Here is a 22,293-nt window from a genome sequence, read left to right on the forward strand (position 1 = left end):
CAGCCGGTATCTACCGCGGCTGCGGCGGGATCGGCGCGGGCGGGGCGCCGGGGAGCGGCGACGGGGTGGAGCGGCCGGAGTTCGGCGGCGGCACCGGCGCCTGGCCGTCGATGAGTACATCCCCCTTGACCGATCCGGTGATCGTGGAGAAGCCGTCCTGCGTGCCCTTGCCGACCAGACAGCTCAGCCGGTGACTGCCGACCAGCCAGCTGCGGGTGTCGAGGTTGTCCCAGAAGATGGTGAGCGTCTTGTTGATCAGCGCGTCCTGGCCGCCGAGATATTCGTCCGAGGCGCGGGCGCACTCGTCCTGCATGTACTTGTCCTGGTCCGCGTTGTTCGGCGGAGCCCCGGTGAAGTGCGTGCCCAGGTCCACCACCGACATCACCTCGTAGGCGTGCGGTTTGGCGCAGTCGACCGGTTCGTTGGTGGGCAGCCCCTGGCTGATCCCGATGCAGGTGCCGGACTCGAACACCCGCGACTGATCGCTGTCGCGGACCTGGCCCACCGTCTGCTGGGTGGCGTTGCCGGTGGCGCTGACCAGCTGCAGTCCGCAGCGGATGGTGCGGTCACCGTTGCGCCAGCCGGGTTCGCCCGGGTTGATCATGCCCACGACGTACCGGCCGCGCGGGTCCAGCCGCCCCCCGAGATAGGCGGCCGCGGCGGGCGTGCAGTGCTCGTCGCGCAGCTCGGCGAACCGCAGCGAGTCCGGAAACCGTGAGCCCGGCCCGAATTCGCGGCCCGGGTACAGGCTCAGATCGATGTCGGAGGTGACCTCGAACAGGTGCTTGTCCGCGCAGTTGACCTTCGACAGGTCCAGCGTCTTGGCGTTGGTCCACGACAGGCAGTCGCCCGGTTTCGCGCTGCCGAACGCGGTGCCCGCCCGCCCGCCGATCTGCGGGGAGGCGGGGTCGTGTGCCTCCAGGCCGTTCGAGCTGCGGAAGCCGGAGATGAACATCGTCACCAGGGCGGCCACGATCGCGCCGACCGCGACGGCGAGCAGGCCCCAGCGCAGCTTGTGCGCGGGCAGGTGCACTCGGCCGGATGCGCTGCGCGCGGCCCGCCTCGACGCCGCTCGCCCGGGTTTACCGGGGGCGCCGGACGGTTCGGTGCCGGGTGCCTGGGGCTCATCATCGGTGGACATCGCGCTCCATCATGACAGCGCGGTTTCGCAGCCGCCACGAGCCTCGGCCGATCCGTCCCCCGGGCCGGGCGCGACGGTCGCTGCCGCAGCCGCTGGTACGGGCGATTTCGAGCCGATGCGGCACGCTCGGGGAGCGGTGCCGACGGCGGTTCAGCCGCGCAGCGCGGAGGCGAAGATGCCCGTCAGCAGTCGAGGATTCGGTGCGGCGTAGAACTCGGTGAGCTTGCGGGCGGTCTCGGTGGCGGTGTGGTTGTCGACGAACCAGGGTGGCGTGGGGGCGAGCGCGAACTCGCCCGCGAGCAGTGCGCGGGGCGCCGGCCGGAACGGGCCCGACACCACGGTCCGCTCGACGTCGGCGAGCAGTAATGCGTTGTGTACGACGCCGATCCCGCTCTGCACGTCGTCGAGGGTGTGGCCGGGGAACGCGCCCCAGGTGGCGCGCGGCGCCAGGAAGGCCAGCGCGGTCCAGGCGTTGACGGCGACGGTGCCGTAGTGCAGCCGCTCGATCGCGTGGGCGAACGCCAGGCCCAACCGGCGCCGCGTGCGCGGATGCACGATCACATTCGCGCCGAGCGTGCCCGCGAGCTCGTGGTTGGCGAATTCGACCGCCCGGTGCAGGAATTCGCCGCCCTCGTAGGGCAGCTCGACCACGCCGAGTACCGGGGCGAAGTACTCGGTGCGCAGCGCCGGGCCGGTGGCCGACTCGAGCAGCAGCCGCCCGCGGTCGGGGCCGCGTCGTTCGGCGGCGGGATAGGCGGCCACGGCCTCGGCCACCCGGGCGTCGCTGCCGGGGTAGTACGCGGGTCGGCCCGGTGCCCGGTCCAGGGCGTCGCGCAGTTCGGCGAGGAAGCGGTCCTTCTGTGCCCATCGCGCGTCCAGCACCACCACCTGGGTGGCGACGCAGTTGTAGCCGCCGTTGTGCAGCCGCTGGGTCGCGATGTGCTCGGCCTGGTAGCGCAGGTCGGCGTCGGACCATTCGCCCGGCACGACGATCGCGGGGGACACCCCGCCGAGTTCGCTCGTGATCGGCTTGTCGAGCAGGGGATCCTTGGCCTGCTTGCGGGCCGCGCCCCCTGCCCCGCCGCCGAAGACGACCGCGTCGTGGGTGCGCGCGCTGCCGGTCATGTGCACGTGCGAGACGGCGGGATGGTGCACCAGATATTCGCCCGCGTCGGCCCCGCCGGTGACGATGCGCAGCGCGCCGAGCTCCAGGAACGGGGCGAAGACCTGCTCGAACACCGGCAGCAGCGGATCGGTGATCGGGTTGAGCTTCAGGGCCACCACCCGGTTGTGCGCGAACAGCTCGGTCAGCACGTCCAGGGGCGGGATCGAGGTGATGTTGCCCGCGCCGAGCACCGCCCCGATACCGGCGGTGGTGGCCGGATCCCGTTGCGCCAGACCGGCATCGCGGCGGGCGGTCGCGGCATCGATGCCCGGCCGCAGCCAGACCTCGCCACGGAAGCCATTGAGCAACAGGCGGTCGTAACCGCCGAACGGCAGGATCGGCACCGCCAGCCGCTCGCCCGGCGCCGCGGACAGGGCGAGCCCGTCGAGCGGGCTGTATCCGGCCTCGAGCACCGCCAAGGTCTGCTGCAGCGCGTCGGTGGCCTGCAGCACGGCCAGCGGACCCGACATCCATTCCTCGCCGAGCAGCGGGGAGTCGGCGGGCAGCTGTTTGATCGTGCGCGCAGCGGCGACCCAGTCGGCCGCGTACCGCCCGATTCGGGTGTGCAGTTCCGCGAGGAGCGCGCGGCGTCGGGGTAATGGTGTTTGTGCCCAGCTCTTTTCGCCGGCGCCCAGCTCGGTGAGGGCGGCGTCGATGACGGACGTGTCGAATGTCGTGCCCACGATCCCACTATGGGCCGCGCAACGGCGGCCGCGGTGCGAAACGGGGCGATCCGGAGACGCTTCGCGCCACTGAATAGGATCACTGCATGATCGACCTCCGATTCCTGCGTGACGATCCGGACGCGGTCCGCGCCTCCCAGCGGGCCCGCGGCGAGGATCCGGCGCTGGTGGACGCACTGCTCGAGGCCGACGCCGCCCGCCGGGCCGCGGTCGCGACCGCCGACAATCTGCGCGCCGAGCAGAAGGCGCTGGGCAAGAAGGTCGGCAAGGCCTCCCCGGAGGAGCGTCCCGCGCTGCTGACGCACGGGCAGGAGCTGGCGGCGAAGGTGAAGGAGGCCGAGGCGGCCGAGCACGCCGCCGACGCCGAGCTGGACACCGCGCAGCGCGCCCTGTCCAACGTCGTGCAGGAGGGCGCCCCGGCCGGCGGCGAGGACGATTACGTCCTGCTCGAGACCATCGGCACGCCAACCGAATTCGACTTCGCGGTCAAAGACCACCTGGAACTGGGCGAATCGCTCGGCCTGATCGATATGGAGCGCGGCGCCAAGGTGTCGGGCTCGCGGTTCTACTTCCTCACCGGCTACGGCGCCCTGCTGCAGCTGGGCCTGCTGCAACTGGCGGCGCAGCGGGCGACCGCCAACGGGTTCACCATGATGATCCCGCCGGTGCTGGTGCGCCCGGAGATCATGGCGGGCACCGGATTCCTGGGCCAGCACGCCGCCGAGATCTACCACCTCGAGGAGGACGAGCTGTACCTGGTCGGCACCTCGGAGGTGCCGCTGGCGGGCTACCACTCGGGCGAGATCCTCGACCTCGCCGCCGGGCCCAAGCGCTATGCCGGGTGGTCGTCGTGTTTCCGGCGGGAGGCCGGCAGCTACGGCAAGGACACCCGCGGCATCATCCGGGTGCACCAGTTCGACAAGGTCGAGATGTTCGTCTACTGCAAGCCCGAGGAGGCCGACGCCGAGCACCGGCGGCTGCTGGGCTGGGAGCAGGACATGCTCGCCGCGATCGAGGTGCCGTACCGGGTGATCGATGTCGCCGCGGGCGATCTGGGCAGTTCGGCCGCGCGCAAATTCGATTGCGAGGCATGGGTACCCAGCCAGCGGACCTACCGCGAGCTCACCTCCACCTCGAACTGCACCACGTTCCAGGCGCGGCGGCTGTCGGTGCGCTACCGCGACGACAACGGCAAGCCGCAGATCGCGGCGACGCTCAACGGAACCCTGGCCACCACGCGCTGGATCGTCGCGCTGCTCGAGAACCATCAGCAGGCCGACGGATCGGTGCGGGTGCCGTCGGCGCTGGTGCCGTTCGTCGGCCGCGAGGTCCTGGAACCGTTGCGGTAGCCAAGGATTCGCCACAGTGGGTAGATTCGCGCACGTGCACTCGCACGTGCGCCGCGAACACGGAAATCGAAGACTTTGCCAGCCGATTCCTGCCGATGTGACTACTGCACGGGACAACTGTGTCTAGGCTAGGCAGCGTGCGAGGAATCGGGTCTCGCGGCGATACCCGCACGCGGGTGCGGACGGCATCGGCGCTGGCAACTGCAATGGTGATGGCTCGGACCACCGGTGCGTTCTACGTGATGGGTGGCGTGCTCGGCCTGCTGATCACCGCCATCGCCCCGGGTGACGAGGGAAATCGGCCGCTGGTGGGCGCCGCGGCGGCGGTCGCCCTGCTGCTGGGGGTCAGTCTGCTGATCTGGGGTCCGCGGCTGCCGCATTCGGTGCACCACATCTACGTCGCGGTGGCGACGATCCTGGTGACGATCGCGGTGCACTGGTTCCCCAACACCGTCGGCGGGATCAGCCTGGCCGCGTTCTACGTGTTCGTCGCCTGCGATGCGGCGATTTTCTTTGGCTGGCAATGGGTTGCGGCGCATGTGCTGTTCGCCGTGCTGCTGTGCCTGTGGGTGGTGCCCTCGCGCGGACTGCCGTGGTGGTCGGGCATGATCCCGGCCGGGGTGACGGTCGGCGCGGGCATCGTCGTCGGAATTCTGACCCGGATGGCGTCCGACGCCGATATCGATGTGCTCACCGGCCTGCTGAACCGTCGCGGCTTCGACCGCGCCCTGAATTCCGCGATCGCGCACGCCACCCGCACCGGCCAGGGACTGGCGCTGGTGCTGGTGGACCTGGACCGCTTCCAGAAGATCAACGATCATCTCGGGCATCGCGCGGGCGACGCGGTCCTGCAGCGGGTGGCCGACACCTGGCAGAAACTGCTCGAGCCGGACCAGCGGCTGGCCCGCTACGGCGGCGACGCCTTCGCGCTGCTGCTGCCCAATACCACCGAGCAGGCCGCGATCCTGCTCACCGAACAGCTACGGGCCGCGGTCACGACCGGATGTTCGGCGGGAGTCACCTCCTGGCAGCCCGGCGAATCCGGATCGTTGCTGGTCAGCCGGGCGGATGTGGGGCTATACCGGGCCAAGCAGGCCGGGCGCAACCGCACCGTGCTGGAGTCGTCGCGGCAGCTGCCGCTGGCCGTGGAGCTGCGCGAGGCCATCGACAAGGGCGCGCTGGATGTGCACTACCAGCCGATCGTGAGCCTCACCGAGGGCGGCAGCAAGGCCGTCGGGGTGGAGGCGCTGCTGCGCTGGTCGTCGAACGCGCAGCCCGATGTCACCACCGAGGGCCTGATCCGGGTGGCCGAGGAATACGACCTGATCTCCGATCTGGACGAGCTGGTGCTGCGCCGCGCCTGCGCCGACGCCGCCCGGCTGCAGGAGACCTTCGCCCAGCTCGACCTCACCCTGAACGTCAATGTCAGCGGACTGGAGCTGGCCGAATCCGATTACGCCGACCGGGTTTCCGGCATTCTGGCCGATACCGGCTGGCCCTCGGATCAGCTGGTGCTGGAGGTCACCGAGAGCGAATTGGCCGCCGAATCGCAGACCGCCATCGCGAATCTGCACACGCTGCGGGAGCGGGGTGTGCGCATCGCCATCGACGATTTCGGCACCGGCTACTCCTCGCTGAGCCGCCTCGCGACCATCCCCAGCGACATTCTGAAGGTCGACCAGTCGTTCGTGGCGGCCATCCGTTCCGGCACTCCCGCCCCGCCGCTGCTGGGTGTCATTGCCGCGCTGAGCAAATCGCTCGATCTGCAGGTCATCGCCGAGGGCGTGGAGACCGAGTACCAGGCCGCCGTGCTCACGGAACTCGGTTTCGCGCTGGCTCAGGGTTATCACTACAGCGACTCGCATCCGGTGTCGGAGCTGATCAGCGACCTCAACGAGCAGCGCGGGCTGGTCGGCGCCGGGACGTCGGACCGAGACTTCGCCGCCAAGGGCTGGATCCCGGTCGAGAACGGTTACGACACGGGGACTCTCGGCAAGAACTGAGTGGATTGCGCCGAGTGGTCGGCGCGAGTGTCGATGTGTGAAGTGCTGTTCATGGAGCGCTCTGCGCGGTGTTCGAGGTCGGTGGTGATTCGCCGGGATTTCTACCCGCCGTGGGGGTGGTGGTGGCCGGGTGCGCAGAATCGAAGCGGTGCGGAGAGAACTCGGTGTGGGGTGCGGCCTGTGTATCGGCGCCGGTGTGGCGGTGCAGGGGCGGGTGAACGGCGCGCTGGGGGAGCGGTTGCAGGACGGGATCGCCGCGGCCGTCATCAGTTTCGGATCCGGCCTGGTGGTGCTGGGTGTCGCGTTCGTGCTGAGTGGACGGCTGCGCGCGGGGGTGCGGGCGGTGTGGCGCGCGGTCGCGAGCGGCGGGCTGCGGTGGTGGCAGCTGCTCGGCGGGCTGTGCGGGGCGTTCTTCGTTGCGTGCCAGGGGCTTACGGTGGCGGTGATCGGGGTTACCGCGTTCACGGTGGCGGTAGTTGCCGGGCAGCTGACGAGCAGCCTGGTGGTGGATCGGCTGGGGCTGGGCCCGAGTGGGCGCACGCCGGTGACCCTGCTGCGCACCGCAAGTGCGGCCCTGGCCCTGGCCGCGGTCGGGATCTCGGCCGTCGGCGGGTCCGGAGCCGAGCACACGGCGTCCGCGGCGGGGGATCTGCTCGGTGGTGTGCCCGCGGCGGTGCTGATCGTGCTCCCGGCGGTCTCGGGCATCGGGCTGGCCTGGCAGCAGGCGATGAACGGGCAGATCGGGGTGGTCGGCGGTCCCTACTCGGCCACGCTGGTCAACTTCGCCACCGGGGTGGCCGGGCTGCTGGTCGTGGAGTCGCTGGTCCTCGCCCGCATCGGATGGCCGGACCGGTTTCCCACCGAACCGTGGCTCTATCTCGGCGGTGTCATCGGTGTCTTCTTCATCGCGCTCGCCGTGGCGGTGGTCCGGTGGATCGGGGTGCTGCTGCTCGGCCTCACCTCGGTCGCCGGGCAGCTCCTTGCCGCTCTGGTGCTGGACATCGTCCTGCCGACCGGCTCCGGATTGTCGTTCGCCGCGGTCGTGGGCTGCCTGCTGACCCTGGTGGCCGTCGTTGCCGCGGCTCGGCGGCCGGGAACTGTCCAGGGCTCGCAATAGTGTTCGGCGGCCGATCCTGTCCGCCCGGGCGCGTAGGCGTTGCCGGGTTGTGCTGCGCCGGTGCGATGGGGTCGATCACTCGGATGCGACCGGGCCGATGATCGACTCGGAGAGAATGGTGTGCGGCAATGCGACGGACGGCGGGAAGGACGGCATGCGGGAACTGAATGTGGCGGTGATCGGGTACGGGCTGGCCGGGTCGGTGTTTCATGCGCCGCTGATCGCCGCCGAACCGCGGCTGCGGGTGGCGACGGTGGTGACGTCGTCCGGTGAGCGGGCCGAGCAGGCACGTGCCGAGAACCCGGGCGTGCGGGTGGTGGCCGGCGCCGAGGAGGTGTTCGCGGACCCGGCGGGGATCGATCTCGTGGTGGTCGCGACGCCCAACCGCACCCACGCGCCGCTCGCGATGCGGGCGCTGGCCGCGGGACTGCCAGTGGTCGTGGACAAACCGTTCGCGCTCACGTCCGCCGAGGGTGAGCAGGTGATCGATGCCGCCGAGCGGGCCGGACTGTTGTTGACGGTGTTCCAGAATCGGCGCTGGGACAGTGACTTTCGTACGGTCCGCCGAGTGATCGCGGACGGCGGCCTGGGCGAGGTGCGGCGTTTCGAATCCCGTTTCGAACGGTGGCGGCCGGTGACCAAGGGCGGATGGCGGGAGGTCGGCGGCGTCGACGACGGTGCGGGCATCCTCTACGACCTGGGCAGTCACCTGGTCGACCAGGCGCTGGCGTTGTTCGGCCCGGTCGCCGAGGTGTACTGCGAACTGGATACGCGCCGCGACGGTGTGCAGGCCGACGACGATGCCTTCGTGGCATTGACGCACGTCTCCGGCGTGCGGTCACACCTGTGGATGAGTGCCGTCGCCCCGCAACTGGGCCCGCGTTTTCGCGTGCTCGGCTCCGTCGGCGGCTACGTGTCGTACGGGTTGGATCCGCAGGAAGCCGCGCTGCGGGCGGGCGATCGCCCGGAGGCCGGAAAACCTTGGGGCACGGTGGAACCCGAGGGCTGGGGCTTGCTCGGCGCCGAAGGGGACACGCACCCGACCCCGACCGAGCCGGGCGACTATCCGGCCTTCTATACCGCCGTGGCCGATGCCCTGCTCGACGGCGCCCCGCCCCCGGTCGATCCACACGACGCCGTCGCGGCCCTACGCATCCTGGAGCGGGCTCGAGCCTCCGCGCACTACGGCTCGACCCGCTAGTACGCCGACGTCACATTCCCTCGTCATCCCGGCATGCTTTCGCCGGGATCCACATCGCAAGCCCGAGTTTTGGTAAGGATGCCGAAACTTGTTCTGTCGATACGGTTTTCGATCTTTCTCGATGTGCGACGGTGCACTTGTGCTGATCGAATACTTGGTGTGGGTGGGGCGGTTGGCGCTGGCCGCGGTGTTCGGGTTGTCGGCCTGGGCGAAGCTGGCGGATCCGATTGCGACGCGGAAGGCGGTGGGGGAGTTCGGAGTACCGGTGCGCTGGACACCCACGGTCGCGACGGCGCTACCTCTGGTGGAGGCGGTGCTGGCGGCGGCGATGGTGCCGCCTTGGACGTCCGCTGCGGCAGCCGCAGTCGCGCTGGTCCTGCTGACGATGTTCACCGTGCTGGTCATCAGGCTGATCCGGGGCGGAAAGCGTCCGCCCTGTTCGTGTTTCGGGGCGGCGAGCACTGCGCCGATCGGCGGTCGTACGGTCCTGCGCAATGGTCTGTTGATGTTGCTGGCCGTCCTCGTGGGCTGGGGTTCGCTCGCATATCCCGAGGTGCCGGGCGCACTGCCGGTCGATCGCACCGTCGGCATGGCGGCCGTCGCCGTGTTGGTCGCCGCGCTGGTGTGGGTCCTGGGGGAGGTCCGGGCGCTGCGACGGCGGGTGGACGAGCAGGCCCTGTCGACCCTGGGCGCGGAGGGGCTGCCCGTGGGCGCGGTGGCCCCGGAGTTCGAGCTGCTGGACGCGGCGGGTGAGCGGATCGGCCTGGCGCAGCTACTGATCGGGGGTCGGCAGCTGCTGCTGGTGTTCGTGCACCCGGGATGTGAGCTGTGTGCGGCACTCGCGCGGGAACTGCCCAGATGGCATGCGCGAACGGCCGACCTGCTGACGATCGTCGTGGTCGGCAACGGCGACATCGGCGACCATGTCCGGTGGGGTCGGGAGCAGGGCCTGGGCGAGATTCCCGCCCTGGTGCAGCAGGGGAACGAGGCGGCGTTGCGGTACCGGGTTCGCGGCACGCCGTCGGCGGTACTGATCGGGCGCGAGGGTCGGGTGGCGGCGCCGGTGGCACGTGGTGCGATGGCCGTCCGGGAGCTGATCGTGGGGGTGAAATCCGCTGCGCGACAGTAATTACGGCGGCGCAACCGGTATGACGGTCGGTTCCGCCGCGGACTCGATCATCCGGCCGCCGTTTCGGGGATTCATACGGGGTGGTTCTTCAATTTTACTGCCGCACAATCGATTTCGATCGGACCCGTAGATTCGCGCGATTACCATCGATTTGCAACGGCGCGCACCCCTACCCCTTCGCCACTCATCGAGGTGAAAGATCATGGCGGACTTTGCATTCACCGACTACTCCGGCAAGGAATTCGTCATCCGGCTGACCAACGAGCAGCGCATCGCGGAAGCGCGCCGGATCCTGTCCGGCGAGGAACAGATGTCCGTCCACGTCATGGGCAGAATTCGCAAGCAGACCGCCGACTACAACCCGGGGTGGAGCTTCCATCTCGATCCGGACACCGTCACCTTCTTCACCGTGGCCATCGAGGTGTGTGATGCCAGCATCACCTACGTCGAAGACCATCTCGACGAGGCGTGCGGCGCGTTCCTGCCCGGTTGCTTCTGGTGCCCGTGGTCGTCGAGGCTGACCCGCGAACTCACCTGACCGGCCGTGTCGCTCCGGCCGGTGCACCCCGGCCGGAGTGCCGTGCTCAGACCAGCTTGCGCGAGCGCAGCTCGTGGCCCTTGGAGGTCTTGCACCGCCCGCTCTCCAGGTCCCACTGCCAGCCGTGCAGGTTGCAGGTGAGCGTATTGCCTTCCACCACACCGAACTTCGACAGATCCGCCTTCAGGTGCGGGCAGCGGCGCTGCACCTCCCACCCGGCGATCTCGCAGGAGGCCGAATCGTCGTGCGCCTCGGAGAACCAGCCGTCGGCATAGGCGATGCGCTCGTCGGTGAGGCATTTGAAGAACGTGTAGAGATACTCGTTGTACCCGCCGATGCGCCACGCCTGGAATCGCGTGGACAGGAAGATGGTGTTCACCCAGTCGGGCTCGCCGTCGCGCAGCACGGTGCGTACCAGCTGCGGATCGATGCGGAAACCGTAGCGGTATTTGCCTTCTCCCTCGATCGGGCCGCGCACCACGCGCTTGGGGAAGTCGAGCACCACGGTCTCGTCGCCCAGCACCAGGCCGACGGGGTAGCCGATGCCGTCGCAGATCAGGTCGCTCTGCGCCATGATCGGCTCGAACAGCTCCTTCAGCTGCGGTAGCAGCGGGCCGTCCCCGGTGGCCCAGGTGGCCTTCTCCGCCGCCAGCACGGGCGCCATGCGCTGCGCCATCTGCTCGATGTAGGCGGCCTTGTCGTCGTAGATCTCGCCGGGATCGAACGGATGGGTCAGCTCCAGCTCGGCGCCGCGTACATCGGCGACCGAACCCGGGATCATCAGCACGCCACCGGCATTGCCGTGGATGCGCATCTGCTCCAGGAACACCATCTGGTCGGGGAAGATGTTGCCCTCGTCGCCGTGGTCGTCGTTCAGGTAGCGCAGCTCGTCGTCCAGGAACACCGGCGGGCCCGCCGACGGGACCACCCAGGTCGCCCCGACCTGCTCGATATAGCTGCGCGCCCGGTCCATGCCGCGCTGGCGCTTCTGCTTGCCGAAGTTCGACTTCGTCCGCTTCGGGATGTCGTAGACCATCGGGTACCAGATGGCGCCGGAGTACTGCAGCAGGTGGATGTCGACGTGGCCGAACTGGTCGTGCAGCACGTCCATATCGACCGGCCGGGCGTCGTTCATGTTGAAGCACACGGTCTCGCCGTCGGACACCACCAGACCGGAGTCGCCGATCGGGCCGTCCGCGGGCGCGCGCAGCGCGATGATCATGACGTCCAGGTCGCCGCCCGGCCCGGTCACGGTGTGCTTGACCGAATCCTCGGTCTCGAAGAACTTGTGGAAACCCAGCTTCTCCAGCTCGCGCTTCAGGTCCGGAACCGGATAGTCGGGCAGCAGGACCGTGGCGTCCTTGTTGATGCGCTCGGCCAGGTTCTTCGCGTCGAAGTGGTCGCGGTGCAGGTGCGAGACGTACAGGAAATCGCAGTTCCCCAGCTCGTCCCAGTCGAGCCGGGTGTTGTCCGGAAACGGGAACCACGAACCGAAGTACGCCGGGTTGACCCACGGATCGCAGAGGATCGTCCCGGCCGGGGTACGGATGTGAAATCCGGCGTGTCCGACGCTGGTGATCTGCACGAAGAAGTCCCTCCTGAACCGTTATCAGCCACCCAGGGTAGCCGTGCCGCGTCGGCGGCGCTCGAGGGTCCCCGGGCGGTCGCGCACGCCGCCGCCGCAGTGTCCGATTAGGTCGTTTTCGGCGCCGCGGGCGCCGCGCTACCCGGAGACGTCGCCGAGGCAGTAGCCCTGGTCGGTGAGCCGCAGGGTGAATGTCCGCTCCTGCGTCCCGGCGGCGGTGGTGACCGGTGCCGAGGCCGAGAGATAGTTCCCGCGCAGCGGTTTGGACGTGATCGACTGGTCGACGAAGGATCGCACGCCGGTGAGCTTGTCCGGGTTGATCGTCAGGGGCGCCGCGGCGGTGCGGCCGCTACCGGTGGGATCCCAGGCGGCGTCGCAGATCAGGGGGTGGGTGTCCTCGCGATCGGCCGCATTCAGCGGCCGGCCGACGCTGCGGGAAAGGTACCGGCGGACGGTGTGGCGGGCGTCGGCGTCGTTGAACGCGGTATCGGTGCCGGTGGGGTAGACCCGCGGGCAGGCATAGCCCGTGGCGATATCGGCGCGCTGCGCGACGAGGGTGACCCCGGCGCGGTTCGGGGCGGCCGGGCCCTGCCAGGTGATGGCGGTGCCGTCGTCCACGCCGGGCTGGGCGAGCGCGAGCACGATGGCCTGCTTGTCGGCGTACATCGACTCCACATTGCGCGGCGCCATTGTCCAGCACTTGTCCACCAGCTGCGGCCCGGGCAGTTCCTGCAGGTCGATCGCGAATCGGGTGAGGGCGTCGGCCGCCTCGGGGTCCGGGGACTCCAGCGATACGGTGACCGCCACCTCCCGCGCCGGTGCGGCCGAGGTCGCCGCTGCCGTCGAGCTGGTCTCGGTCCCGGAGTCGTAGTCGGTGCCCTCGATGCCGACCCGCGAATCGCATCCGGCCACGGCCGCGGCGGCCAGCAGCGCGAGGCTCCCGAGTAGCGTCCCGCGACGGGGCCGGGTGCGTCGGGTACGCAATGCTGGTCGAGGGCATTTCACTGCGGCAAACCTCTTTCCTACGCGTGCGATGGAGGGCGCGAATGTGACTGCGACTACGCTAGCTGAATTGTGGAACCCGTCTACCGGACGATCATCGGCCTGGCCCGCACCGTCTTCTTCGCGCAGGGACTGAAATTCGAGGTCAGAGGGGATGAGAACATCCCCGCGACCGGTGGTGCCGTCATTGCGATCAATCACACCGGATACATGGACTTCACCTACGCCGGGCTACCGGTGCGGACGCCGAAGCGCTACATCCGGTTCATGGCGAAGAAGGAGGTCTTCGACGACAAGATCTCCGGTCCGATCATGCGAGCGCTCGAGCACATTCCGGTGGACCGGTCGGCGGGCGCGGACTCCTACAAGGCCGCGCTCGACTATCTGCGGCGGGGTGAGCTCGTGGGTGTCTATCCCGAGGCCACCATCAGCCGCAGTTTCGAGATCAAGGAGTTCAAGTCGGGCGCCGCGCGGATGGCTATCGAGGCCGGGGTGCCGCTGATCCCGATGACCATCTGGGGTGCGCAGCGGGTGTGGACGAAGGGTTTCCCGAAGCGTCTGGGGCGCACCAATACTCCGATCTTCATCGCGGTCGGCAAGCCCATCCAGCCGCCCGCCGTGGAATCGGGCAGTATCGCCGAGCCCGCCGCCGAGCTGACCCGGCAGCTGCGCTCGACGATGCAGGAGATGCTGCGGGATCTGCAGCGGGACTACGTGCACGAGCCGGGCGCATACTGGGTGCCCGCCCGCCTCGGCGGCAGCGCCCCGACGCTGGAGGAGGCCGATGCGATGGATGCCGCGGAGGCCGCCGAGAAGGCGGCGCGGCGCTCGGCCACGGGTGACGCGACGCAGTAGCCGAAAGGCCGCGGCAGTACAGGAGTTTCGAGAGTATGGCGCGAGAGCCCGTCTTCGACGTCCTCACCGGTCTGGTCCGCACGATGTTCTGGGCGCAGGGCCTGCGCATCGATATCGCGGGGCAGGAACATATTCCGCGCACCGGCGGGGCCGTGCTGGCCGTGAACCACACGGCGTACCTGGATTTCATGGAAGTCGGTCTGGTGGGCCGCAAATCGGGCCGCAATGTGCGCTACATGATGAAGGCCGAGCTGGAACACGGCATCGTCGGCTGGCTCATGAAGCACTGCAAGGCGATCGGCGTGGATCGCAGCGCCGGTCACGAATCCTTCGAGCGCGCGGTCGCGGCGCTGCGGGACGGCGAGATCGTGGTGGTCTACCCCGAGGCCACCATCAGTCGCAGTTTCGAACTGAAGGAGTTCAAGTCGGGTGCGGCCCGGATGGCGATCGACTCCGGCGCCCCGATCGTGCCGATGACGATCTGGGGCGCGCAGCGCGTCTGGACCAAGGACATCCCGAAACGGTTGGGGCGGCACAACTTCCCGATCCACATCCGCATCGGCGCGCCCATCCCGGTCCGAGAGCCCGCCGAGGACCTCACCGCCGAATTGCGTTCGAGCATGGAGCAACTGCTCGACCAGGCGCAGCAAGGCTACGAGATGCCCGAGGGGGCGCGCTGGGTGCCCGCACGTCTCGGCGGCGGCGCGCCCACCATGGAACAAGCGGCGGTGCTGGAGCAGGAGGAGCTGGCGCGACGGCGGGCCAAGCGCGAGGCCCGCGGCGCCTGAGCGCGGGGACGTGGCATCGGCCCGGCCGCTCACCGGTCGGCGGCGAATACCAGTGCCGCGCCGACGGTTCCGACGGTGGTGGCGATCCAGAATGCGGTCGGGAATCCGCCGTATACCGAGCCGAGGATCAGGGCGGCACCCAGCTGGCTGCCCAAGGCGCCTCCTACCGTGCGGGATACCGTATTGATGCCGTTGGCCGTGGCTGCCCGCCCGGGATCGACCACCCGGTGTAGCTGGGACGGCAGTGCGGTCATCACCAGGCCGGTGCCGAGCCCGATCGGCAGTGCGCACACCGCCAGCTGCCACGGTGAGCCGTGCGCGACTGCCAGCAGCGCCGCGCCGCACGCGGTCACGAGTAGTCCCGCGGCCAATGGCCCGCGCGGACCCCGGCGGGCGATGATTCGGCCCGCGACGGCTCCGGCGGGCAGGACCACCAGGGTGGACGGCAGCATCACGAGCCCCGCTGTGGTAACGGATCCACCGAAACCATCTGCCGCCGTGGGCAATTCGACCAGCTTGGGTACCAGGACGTAGTACATGAACTGGACCGCCCCCAGGGCGAGCGCTGCGAGATGCGCGATGCCGACGGGCCGGTGGAGTACCAGGTCCATATCGATGAGCGGATCCCGCAGCCGCTGCTCCACTCGAACGAATATCGCCAGCAGTGCGACACCGCCGACGGCGAACAGCAGCGTCGGGACGCCGAGCCATCCGGCGGTCGGTCCGACGGTGAGCGCCAGCAGAATTCCGCAGAGGCCGCCCGCGAGCAGGACGGTACCGCCGATGTCGAGCCGTCCCGCACTGCGGGACGTGCCGTCCGGCACGGCCAGGTAGCCGAGAACCAGTGCGGCCGTGATCAATCCGGCGCCGACGACGAAAAGCCATCGCCACGAGGCATGGTCGACGATCAGCCCGCCGCACACCAGCGCGATGCCCGCCGCCCCGCCGACCAGACCGGACAGCAGTCCCAGCCCGGCGTGCACGCGCTCGGGCGGCAGGATGTCGGGGACCGAGCCGAAGGCCAGCGGCAATATCGCGAGGCTGACGCCCTGCCCGGCGCGGGCCGCGATGAGCACGCCGATGTGCGGCGCGGCGAGGGCGATCAGCGTGGCGGCCAGGTAGATCGCGAGCACGATCAGCAGCATCCGGCGCCGCCCGTACCGATCGCCCAGTCGGCTGATCAGCGGCGTCAGGATCGCACTGGCGAGCAAGGGTGCGCTCATCACGGCCCAGGTCGCGCCGGTCGCGCTGGTGTGCAGGGCATGCTGCAGCACGCCGATCGCGGGCACCAGCATGGTCTGCATCAGCCCGTAGGACAGCACGCCGAGGGCCAGGGCGACCATGGCGGCGGTGCGGCGGATCGCGGGCGGGATGGTGGTCAGGGTTTCGGTGGTCACGCGGCCTCCTTCTGATGCGAACAACGTTCGCGTTAGGCTTACCTAACTATATGCGAACGCCGTTCGCAAGTGCCGAATCCGCTCGGCAGCGTGACTCCGGCCAGGGCACGCCCATCGACGAGTCGCCGCTGCCCACGCGATGACTCCTTCCGGGATCGGTGAACCGGGTCCTCCGTGGGTCCTCGACCCCGCCGCCTAGGCTCGGACCAGCCGGGCGGAAGGAATGAGGTGCGCGAACAACCGTTGACTCGCGGCGCGATCGTGGCCGCCGCGCGCCGGATCGCCGATGCGGAAGGGTTGTCGGCGCTCACCCTGCGGCGGGTCGCGCAGGACCTGAACACGGGCCAGGCCTCGCTCTATCGGCACATCGCCGATCGCCGTGAGCTGCTCGCCCTGTTGAACGACGACCTCGCCCGCGCGTTTCCGGTGGTGCGGGACGGCGGTCCGAGGGAGCGGATCGTGCGGCAGTGGCTCGGGGCGCACCGGGTCCTGCTCGACCATCCGTGGGCCGCCAAGGTGATCATCGACGCCGCCTCGGTGACCGCCACCGCACTGCCCTTCGCGGAATCGGGGATCGGTGCCCTGCTGGACGCCGGCCTGAGCCCGGAGGTCGCGGCGCGCACCTATCGCGCCGTCTGGCACCTCCTGCTCGGGTACGTCGTCAACGAACATCCCCTCGGCCATCCGGGATTAGCGGTCGATGCGAACGACTACCCGGCCCTCACCACAGCCCGCCCGCACCTGGCCGCCGCCGATGCCGTCGCCGATTTCGAGTGGGCCCTGCATCGACTGCTGGACGCGGTGCTGGGGACGGCGGACGACTGAGCGTGCGGCTCGGCGCGATTCACGCCCACCGGTATGCACGAAGGCGAATGACGGCTCAGTCGCGAAGGCGTACGGAACAGGGTGTGGGCGCGGGTAGCTTGCCTTCGAAGAATGAGGTCGGCGGAACGCCCATCAGAACGCGGAAGTCGGCGGTCATATGGGATTGGTCGTAGTATCCCTGCTCGGCGGCGAGCCGGGCCAGCGGTGTATGCGCGGCCGTGGACAGGGTTCGGCGCAGCCGGTCGATTCGGGCGAAATGCTTGGGGGAGACGCCGATTCCGAGGGTGAACAGGGTGCGCAGATGACGTTCGCTCACCGCCAGACGGGCGGCGACCTCCGGGATCGTCGCGGAGGTCGCCGACAGCAATGCCGTGGCCGCGTGCAGCAGCGCGCGCTGGGAGGTATCGGTGTCCGGGATACGCCGCGGCAGTTCGGCTTCCAGTAAAGCCGAGACTTCCTCGGGCGCGGCGTGGGTCAGCTCGTCGGCGAATTCGGCCAGGGGACCGGGCAATTCGGCGAGTGGTACTCCGCGATCGGTCAGGTCCGCGGCCGGTACGCCCAGCAGGGCGTGTGCCGCACCCGGGGCCAGGCCGAGCCGCACGCAGGACGCCGGTGCGGCGGTCGCCTTGTACGTCGCGCGGGTGAGCGGGCCGATCACCAGCACGTCCCGCCGCCCGTCCGCCGAATCGCGCAGCACCAACCGGGTCGTGACCTCGGGGACGTGGATGAACGGTTCGGTCAGCTCCGGGTGGTCCGCGATGCTGTCGGCCGCGCTGAACCACGACCGCAGGGCGCTGGGCACCGCGATCGGGCGAGTGAAGCGCTCGACCGTGCGGATCGGGGACAGCGTGCTGGTCACCAGCTCCACTGTAGGCGCGCCCCGGCCCGGGCGGCCGTGCCGAAATTTCCTATAGCCGCAGGTGGTCGGGTCGGCAGGCTGTCGTTCATGATTCTGGTGACGGGTGCGACAGGCACCATCGGCAGCGAGATAGTGCGGCAGCTGGTCGGACGGGGTGCGCCGGTCCGGGCGTTGACGCGGAACCCGGACGCGAGCTTTCCCTCGGGAGTGCAAGCGGCGCAGGGCGATTACTCCGCCTCGGCGGCCGTGCGCGCGGCCATGGCGGATGTCGAGGCGGCCTTCCTCGTCGGGGTGCTCGGTCCGGACAACACCGATACCGACGCCGAGCTGGTCGCCGCGGCGCGCGCGGCCGGGGTCCGCCGGGTCGTGAAGCTGTCCGCGATCGGGACCGGCAATGGGGATCTGAAAGGGGTCGGGACGTGGCATCTGCCCGGTGAGGAGGCGGTCCGCGCCGGCGGTCTGGAGTGGACGATCCTGCGCCCCACCGCCTTTGCGTCGAATACGCGGTCCTGGGCCGAGCCGATCCGGGCGAACGGCGTGGTGCCGGTGCGGACGGGTGACGGCCGCCAGGGCGTGGTCGACCCCCGCGATGTGGCGGCGGTGGCCGTCGAGGCGCTCGTTTCCGGCGAACACACGGGCCGGGTGTACACGCCGACCGGGCCCGAACTGCTGTCCGAGCCCGACCAGGCGGCCATCCTCGGCGCTGCGCTGGGCAGGGAGCTGCGGACCGCGGACCTCTCCGACGACGCGGCGCGCGACATGATGCGGTCCGCGGGCCTGTCCGATGCCTTCATCGATGGCGCGCAGCTGGGCGCCGCATATGTCCGGGCCGGGAAAAACGAGGTGCTCACCGGGGATGTGCGCCGGGTGCTCGCCCGGGAGCCGCGCACGTACGCGCAGTGGGTCGCCGATCACCTGCGGGAGTTCACCTGATGGCGGAGGTCCCCGCCGGTCGATCCGCGCGCGATCACGTCCCGCCGGTCTGACCGTAGGTGGCGCACCGCCGCCCGGCCGATACCGGAACACTGCGATAGGCAACGGTTTCCGCGAGCGGGTCGAGCCGGGCCGGGCGGCCGCCGGAATTGTGTCGCACCGATGTAATTCGAACAGACCGCGTGCCGGTGGTCCGCGGCGGAGATCGGCCACGGAATTATGTATCGGGTGTCGAATTGTGACGGCCGAATTGTTCATCGATGGCTGAAATTCGCGATCGCGACGCGGCCGGGTACCGCGAAAGCGCATCTGCAAAGTCGAATGGCGAAAGTTTTTGGTGCGTCTCCGAAAACTGGGTAGCGTCGGGCCCATGACGCGCTACACAATGCCGGCGGAGACCGCTCCACACGCCCGGACCTGGCTGGCCTGGCCCGCCAAGGAATCGGTGTGGGAGGAGCTGCTACCGGCGGTGCGCGCGGATATCACGCGGCTGGCCCGCGCGATCGCCGAACACGAGCCGGTGACGCTGCTGGCCCGCCGCGAGCAGGTCGAGGAGGCGCGCCGGGCCTGCGGTTCGGCCGTGGAGGTCGTTTCCGCCCCGCTGGACGACCTGTGGGTTCGCGATACCGGGCCGACATTTGTGTCCGGTCCGGACGGTCCCGCCGGAATCGACTTCAACTTCAACGGCTGGGGCCAGAAGTCCGAATACCACATGGACGCCAAGGTCGCGCGAAAAGTGCTCGAACATGCGGAAATTCCCCGCGTGGTCGCGCCGATCGTCACGGAGGGCGGTGCGCTGGAGGTGGACGGCGACGGCACCCTGCTGACGACCGAGAGCGCATTGGTCAATCCGAACCGAAATCCGGGGCTCGATCACGAGGATATCGAAAAGGCGCTGGGCGAAATGCTGGGCGTCACGAAAGTCGTGTGGCTGCAGGGAGTAGCGGGCGAGGACGTCACCGATTGTCACGTCGATGCCGTCGCTCGTTTCGCCGAACCCGGTGTGGTCCTGGTGGATTGGCCGGTCCATCCGGATCCGGGCGACGTCTTCGCGCGCGCCGCGGTCCAGGCACGCGAGATCCTGCGCCGGGCCACCGACGCCGCGGGCAGGCCCTTCGAGATCATCGAACTCCCGCAACCGGATGCGACCGAGCTGTCCGGTGAGCGCGGCCCCGACTTCCTGTACTCCTACGCCAACTTCTACGTCGGCAACGACGCCGTCTACATGCCCGCCTACGGCGACCGCCGCGGCGACGACCGCGCCGCGGGGATCCTGGCCGACGCCTTCCCGGGCCGGGAGGTGGTCCGGGTGGAATGCAACGCCGTCGTCGAGGGCGGCGGGGGAATCCACTGCTCGACCCAGCAGCAACCGCTGGTCACCGGCTGAGGTTCAGCTCGGATCGGACCCGCGGATCGCGGCGAACCAGGTTGCCACACCCGCCGCGACGGTCACCGCTCCCACGAATGCGGGGAACCCCCCGCCCGCGACATACACCCACAGCAGCGCGGCGAACGGTGCGGCGACGGCGAATTGGGCATCCAGCACCAGCCTGTGCACGAACCGTGCCGACCGCGCGGCGTGCGCGGCCCCGTCCGGATTCGGGCGGGCGGGATTGTCGATCAGTTTTCCGGTCGGCTCCGAATCGCGCAGCGGTCCGGTGGGATACAGGCGCAACTCGTCGATTCGGATGGCTCCGTTTCCCATTCGCGGTGTCGACACGGACAATGTCACCAGCGCGGGATCGAAATATACGGGTAGCCAACGCTTCCGGCCGTCGGCCTCCAGTTCCAGCCAGGAGCGGCTGAGCAGCCGATGCTGCTGCCGGACCCGCCTGCATTCGACGGTTCCCGCGGCGAGGCCACGCACCGGCAGCTTGCCGAACGCCACGGCCAGCCGAAACGCCGTGTACCCCAGCACGATCACCGCCACCGCCGCCAGCATGCTCGCCTGCTCCAGATCGGCGAACGGCGCCCAGGCGAGGCAGATCGCCAGGGCGCCGAACGTCGTCAGGACCGGGTAGGCCAGCGGATGGCCCGAACCGGAAATCACTTCAGGAAGCCGACTTTCGTCCAGTCGAAGGTGGCCAGACCGCGGGCGCCGTAGTTGGCGAGGTTCGCCTTCGCGGCGACGATGCCGGGCGACTGCAGCAGCGGGAGCGAATGCCCCTCTTCGAAGATGCTGCGGTCCACCTTGTTCGCCAGTTCGATCGCCTTCTTCTCGTCCAGCTCCGAGATGGTCTGCTCGATGAGGTCGTTGAGCTCCGGCGAGCCGATCCGGCCGTAGTTGCCCTGCAGATCGTTCGGGTTGTAGCCCCAGATCTGGTTGAGAGAGCTGAGCGGGAACGGGTCGCCGACCCAGCTCCACTGCGCCACGTCGAAGTCGCCCGGCTGGATCACATCGGTGAAGAATGCCTTGCCGGGCCGGGTGTCGATGGTGAGCTTCACGCCGATCTGGGCGAGATTCTGCTGAATGATCTGCGCCAGCTGGACCCAGGTCTCGTCGTTGTACATGACATCGCGGATCTCCAGCTTCCGGCCGTCCTTCTCCCGGACGTCGCCGTTGAGCTTCCAGCCGAGGTCGTCGAGTTCCTTTGCGGCGGCGGCGGGGTCGAAGCCGAGGCTGTTGTCCTGGTAGCCGGTCTGCCCCTCCAGATAGATGTGGTTGTTCAGCGGCTTGGGATCGGCGACCAGACCGTTCTGGATCGCCGTGGCGATGCCCTGCCGGTCGATGCCCTTCGAAATGGCAAGGCGCAGTTTGGGATCGGACAGGATCGAACCGGGCGCGCCGTTGAAGGTCAGGTGCGACCACTGGGTGGCGGGCGCCCGCCGGATCGCGATATCGGGAATGCCCTGCGCCGTGGCCAGGTCGTCGCGGCGGCCGATGCCGACCGCGTCGATCTCGTTGTTCTGCAGCGCGGGTACCAGCGCCGCGCTGTCCAGGACGCTGAAGGTGACGGTGTCGAGCTTGGGTGTCGCCCCCCACCATTTCGGGTTGCGGCCGAGGACGATACGGCCCTGGGCGCGATCGGTCGACTGCAGCAGGAACGGGCCGGCCGTCAGGCCGATACTGTCCACGAGGCTCTTGTTGAATGCCTCCGGCGTGCTGGTCACCGATTTCGGGAACAGGAAGCCGTTACCCGCGAACTGCCCGCGCCATTCCGCGTAGTGCGTCCTGAAGGTCATCACGGCCTGCCGGTCGTCGACGCCCCGCTCGACCTTCTCCACCCGGTCGAAGCCCTGATTCGCGGCGATCAGGAACTCCTTGTTCCGGCCGCTCAGCGCCTCGGCCTCGGAGCGGATGTCCTCCCAGGTGATCGGGCTGCCGTCGGACCACACCGCGTTCGGGTTGATCGTGTAGGTCACCTGCTGCGGCTCGGTATTGGTCAGCTCGATGCTGGTGAAATAGTCGGTGTTGAGGATCGGATTACCCGACGGATCGATCCGGTAGGACTGCGGCATCATCAGTCGCTCGATATTGGCGATATCGGCGTTGTTGCCGTCGTTGGAGATGGAGTTCCAGTTGGGCGGGAACTCGGAGACGGCCAACCGCAGATTGCCGCCGTCGCGGAGCTCGCTGACATCGTGCGGGTTGATGTCGTTGGTGGTCCCGATCGAGGAGGTGCCGGTCCCCTCGGTATCCGAGCCCGCACACCCGGACAAGACCAATCCGAGTGCGACCGCCGGGATCGCTAACCGGACAACTGTCGAACGAATCCGCAAGGG

The 22,293-nt window shown here is 69.2% G+C and carries 20 protein-coding genes; 11 read left to right on the forward strand and 9 right to left on the reverse strand.

The window, feature by feature from the left end; all coding sequences use genetic code 11:
• Positions 1 to 10 precede the first annotated feature (10 nt).
• A complete protein-coding gene (locus NM1_RS34555; RefSeq protein ID WP_084520320.1) occupies positions 11 to 1,141 on the reverse strand; it encodes a septum formation family protein in 1,131 nt (376 codons plus the stop codon).
• A gap of 150 nt (positions 1,142 to 1,291) precedes the next feature.
• Positions 1,292 to 2,989 (reverse strand): aldehyde dehydrogenase family protein, encoded by a 1,698-nt coding sequence (locus NM1_RS34560; protein WP_068030052.1) that lies wholly within the window; start codon positions 2,987 to 2,989, stop codon positions 1,292 to 1,294.
• 86 nt (positions 2,990 to 3,075) lie between these two features.
• Between NM1_RS34560 and serS the strand changes: the two genes are divergently transcribed.
• From serS to NM1_RS34590, 6 genes are all read left to right on the forward strand, one after another.
• Positions 3,076 to 4,338 carry a serine--tRNA ligase gene (serS, locus tag NM1_RS34565; RefSeq protein WP_068030055.1) on the forward strand — a complete coding sequence of 421 codons (1,263 nt, stop codon included), beginning with the start codon at positions 3,076 to 3,078 and terminating at the stop codon, positions 4,336 to 4,338.
• Positions 4,339 to 4,475: 137 nt separating this feature from the next.
• Complete coding sequence (locus NM1_RS34570; protein ID WP_246011474.1) at positions 4,476 to 6,341, forward strand: putative bifunctional diguanylate cyclase/phosphodiesterase; 1,866 nt, start codon at positions 4,476 to 4,478, stop codon at positions 6,339 to 6,341.
• A gap of 130 nt (positions 6,342 to 6,471) precedes the next feature.
• Positions 6,472 to 7,458 carry a DMT family transporter gene (locus tag NM1_RS34575; RefSeq protein WP_068030060.1) on the forward strand — a complete coding sequence of 329 codons (987 nt, stop codon included), beginning with the start codon at positions 6,472 to 6,474 and terminating at the stop codon, positions 7,456 to 7,458.
• A 97-nt stretch (positions 7,459 to 7,555) separates the two neighbouring features.
• Positions 7,556 to 8,659 (forward strand): Gfo/Idh/MocA family protein, encoded by a 1,104-nt coding sequence (locus tag NM1_RS34580; protein WP_246011475.1) that lies wholly within the window; start codon positions 7,556 to 7,558, stop codon positions 8,657 to 8,659.
• Between the two features lie 139 nt (positions 8,660 to 8,798).
• Positions 8,799 to 9,788 (forward strand): MauE/DoxX family redox-associated membrane protein, encoded by a 990-nt coding sequence (locus NM1_RS34585; RefSeq protein ID WP_068030062.1) that lies wholly within the window; start codon positions 8,799 to 8,801, stop codon positions 9,786 to 9,788.
• A 202-nt stretch (positions 9,789 to 9,990) separates the two neighbouring features.
• On the forward strand, positions 9,991 to 10,326 hold the full coding sequence (locus tag NM1_RS34590) for a BP74-related protein (RefSeq protein ID WP_068030064.1): 336 nt from the start codon (positions 9,991 to 9,993) through the stop codon (positions 10,324 to 10,326).
• Between the two features lie 46 nt (positions 10,327 to 10,372).
• On the opposite strand, the gene NM1_RS34595 is transcribed toward NM1_RS34590, so the two are convergent.
• Together NM1_RS34595 and NM1_RS34600 are read right to left on the reverse strand one after the other, a co-directional pair.
• Positions 10,373 to 11,911: a Rieske 2Fe-2S domain-containing protein gene (locus tag NM1_RS34595; protein WP_068030069.1), complete on the reverse strand. Its 1,539-nt coding sequence runs from the start codon at positions 11,909 to 11,911 to the stop codon at positions 10,373 to 10,375.
• A gap of 138 nt (positions 11,912 to 12,049) precedes the next feature.
• Entirely contained in the window at positions 12,050 to 12,895 is an 846-nt protein-coding gene (locus NM1_RS34600; RefSeq protein WP_068030072.1) for a hypothetical protein, read from the reverse strand.
• 90 nt (positions 12,896 to 12,985) lie between these two features.
• Between NM1_RS34600 and NM1_RS34605 the strand changes: the two genes are divergently transcribed.
• Both NM1_RS34605 and NM1_RS34610 read left to right on the forward strand, forming a co-directional pair.
• Positions 12,986 to 13,768, forward strand: coding sequence for a lysophospholipid acyltransferase family protein (locus NM1_RS34605; protein ID WP_068030076.1), 783 nt, complete (start codon positions 12,986 to 12,988; stop codon positions 13,766 to 13,768).
• A gap of 35 nt (positions 13,769 to 13,803) precedes the next feature.
• Positions 13,804 to 14,556 carry a lysophospholipid acyltransferase family protein gene (locus NM1_RS34610; RefSeq protein ID WP_068030078.1) on the forward strand — a complete coding sequence of 251 codons (753 nt, stop codon included), beginning with the start codon at positions 13,804 to 13,806 and terminating at the stop codon, positions 14,554 to 14,556.
• Positions 14,557 to 14,585: 29 nt separating this feature from the next.
• On the opposite strand, the gene NM1_RS34615 is transcribed toward NM1_RS34610, so the two are convergent.
• Positions 14,586 to 15,953, reverse strand: coding sequence for an MFS transporter (locus NM1_RS34615; protein WP_068030082.1), 1,368 nt, complete (start codon positions 15,951 to 15,953; stop codon positions 14,586 to 14,588).
• Between the two features lie 228 nt (positions 15,954 to 16,181).
• Between NM1_RS34615 and NM1_RS34620 the strand changes: the two genes are divergently transcribed.
• Positions 16,182 to 16,778 carry a TetR/AcrR family transcriptional regulator C-terminal domain-containing protein gene (locus NM1_RS34620; protein ID WP_084520324.1) on the forward strand — a complete coding sequence of 199 codons (597 nt, stop codon included), beginning with the start codon at positions 16,182 to 16,184 and terminating at the stop codon, positions 16,776 to 16,778.
• Positions 16,779 to 16,833: 55 nt separating this feature from the next.
• Here NM1_RS34620 and NM1_RS34625 read toward each other — a convergent pair whose 3' ends face one another.
• A complete protein-coding gene (locus tag NM1_RS34625; protein WP_211339439.1) occupies positions 16,834 to 17,637 on the reverse strand; it encodes an AraC family transcriptional regulator in 804 nt (267 codons plus the stop codon).
• Positions 17,638 to 17,724: 87 nt separating this feature from the next.
• Here NM1_RS34625 and NM1_RS34630 point away from each other — a divergent pair, with 87 nt between their 5' ends.
• Positions 17,725 to 18,570, forward strand: a complete 846-nt coding sequence (locus NM1_RS34630) for an NAD(P)H-binding protein (RefSeq protein ID WP_068030085.1) — start codon at positions 17,725 to 17,727, stop codon at positions 18,568 to 18,570.
• A gap of 34 nt (positions 18,571 to 18,604) precedes the next feature.
• On the opposite strand, the gene NM1_RS44300 is transcribed toward NM1_RS34630, so the two are convergent.
• The gene (locus NM1_RS44300) at positions 18,605 to 18,730 is read right to left on the reverse strand and encodes a hypothetical protein (protein ID WP_255286253.1); all 126 of its coding nucleotides are present in this window, start codon (positions 18,728 to 18,730) and stop codon (positions 18,605 to 18,607) included.
• 210 nt (positions 18,731 to 18,940) lie between these two features.
• On the opposite strand from NM1_RS44300, the gene NM1_RS34635 reads away from it, so the two are divergent.
• Positions 18,941 to 19,957, forward strand: coding sequence for an agmatine deiminase family protein (locus tag NM1_RS34635; protein WP_068030088.1), 1,017 nt, complete (start codon positions 18,941 to 18,943; stop codon positions 19,955 to 19,957).
• Between the two features lie 3 nt (positions 19,958 to 19,960).
• Here NM1_RS34635 and NM1_RS34640 read toward each other — a convergent pair whose 3' ends face one another.
• Positions 19,961 to 20,620 carry a hypothetical protein gene (locus NM1_RS34640; RefSeq protein ID WP_174556945.1) on the reverse strand — a complete coding sequence of 220 codons (660 nt, stop codon included), beginning with the start codon at positions 20,618 to 20,620 and terminating at the stop codon, positions 19,961 to 19,963.
• Positions 20,617 to 22,290, reverse strand: a complete 1,674-nt coding sequence (locus NM1_RS34645; protein ID WP_068030091.1) for an ABC transporter family substrate-binding protein — start codon at positions 22,288 to 22,290, stop codon at positions 20,617 to 20,619. Before NM1_RS34645 ends, NM1_RS34640 begins: the two co-directional genes overlap by 4 nt.
• Positions 22,291 to 22,293: the final 3 nt, after the last annotated feature.

The sequence above is a fragment of the Nocardia mexicana NBRC 108244 genome, from assembly GCF_001613165.1.
Taxonomy (GTDB): domain Bacteria; phylum Actinomycetota; class Actinomycetes; order Mycobacteriales; family Mycobacteriaceae; genus Nocardia; species Nocardia mexicana.

Excerpts from the sequence above, each read along its gene's own strand:
- NM1_RS34580 (WP_246011475.1), top strand. The coding sequence starts at position 7,556 with ATGATCGACTCGGAGAGAATGGTGTGCGGCAATGCGACGGACGGCGGG.
- NM1_RS34555 (WP_084520320.1), bottom strand. The coding sequence starts at position 1,141 with ATGTCCACCGATGATGAGCCCCAGGCACCCGGCACCGAACCGTCCGGC.
- NM1_RS34635 (WP_068030088.1), top strand. The coding sequence starts at position 18,941 with ATGACGCGCTACACAATGCCGGCGGAGACCGCTCCACACGCCCGGACC.
- NM1_RS34590 (WP_068030064.1), top strand. The coding sequence starts at position 9,991 with ATGGCGGACTTTGCATTCACCGACTACTCCGGCAAGGAATTCGTCATC.
- NM1_RS34630 (WP_068030085.1), top strand. The coding sequence starts at position 17,725 with ATGATTCTGGTGACGGGTGCGACAGGCACCATCGGCAGCGAGATAGTG.
- serS (WP_068030055.1), top strand. The coding sequence starts at position 3,076 with ATGATCGACCTCCGATTCCTGCGTGACGATCCGGACGCGGTCCGCGCC.
- NM1_RS34610 (WP_068030078.1), top strand. The coding sequence starts at position 13,804 with ATGGCGCGAGAGCCCGTCTTCGACGTCCTCACCGGTCTGGTCCGCACG.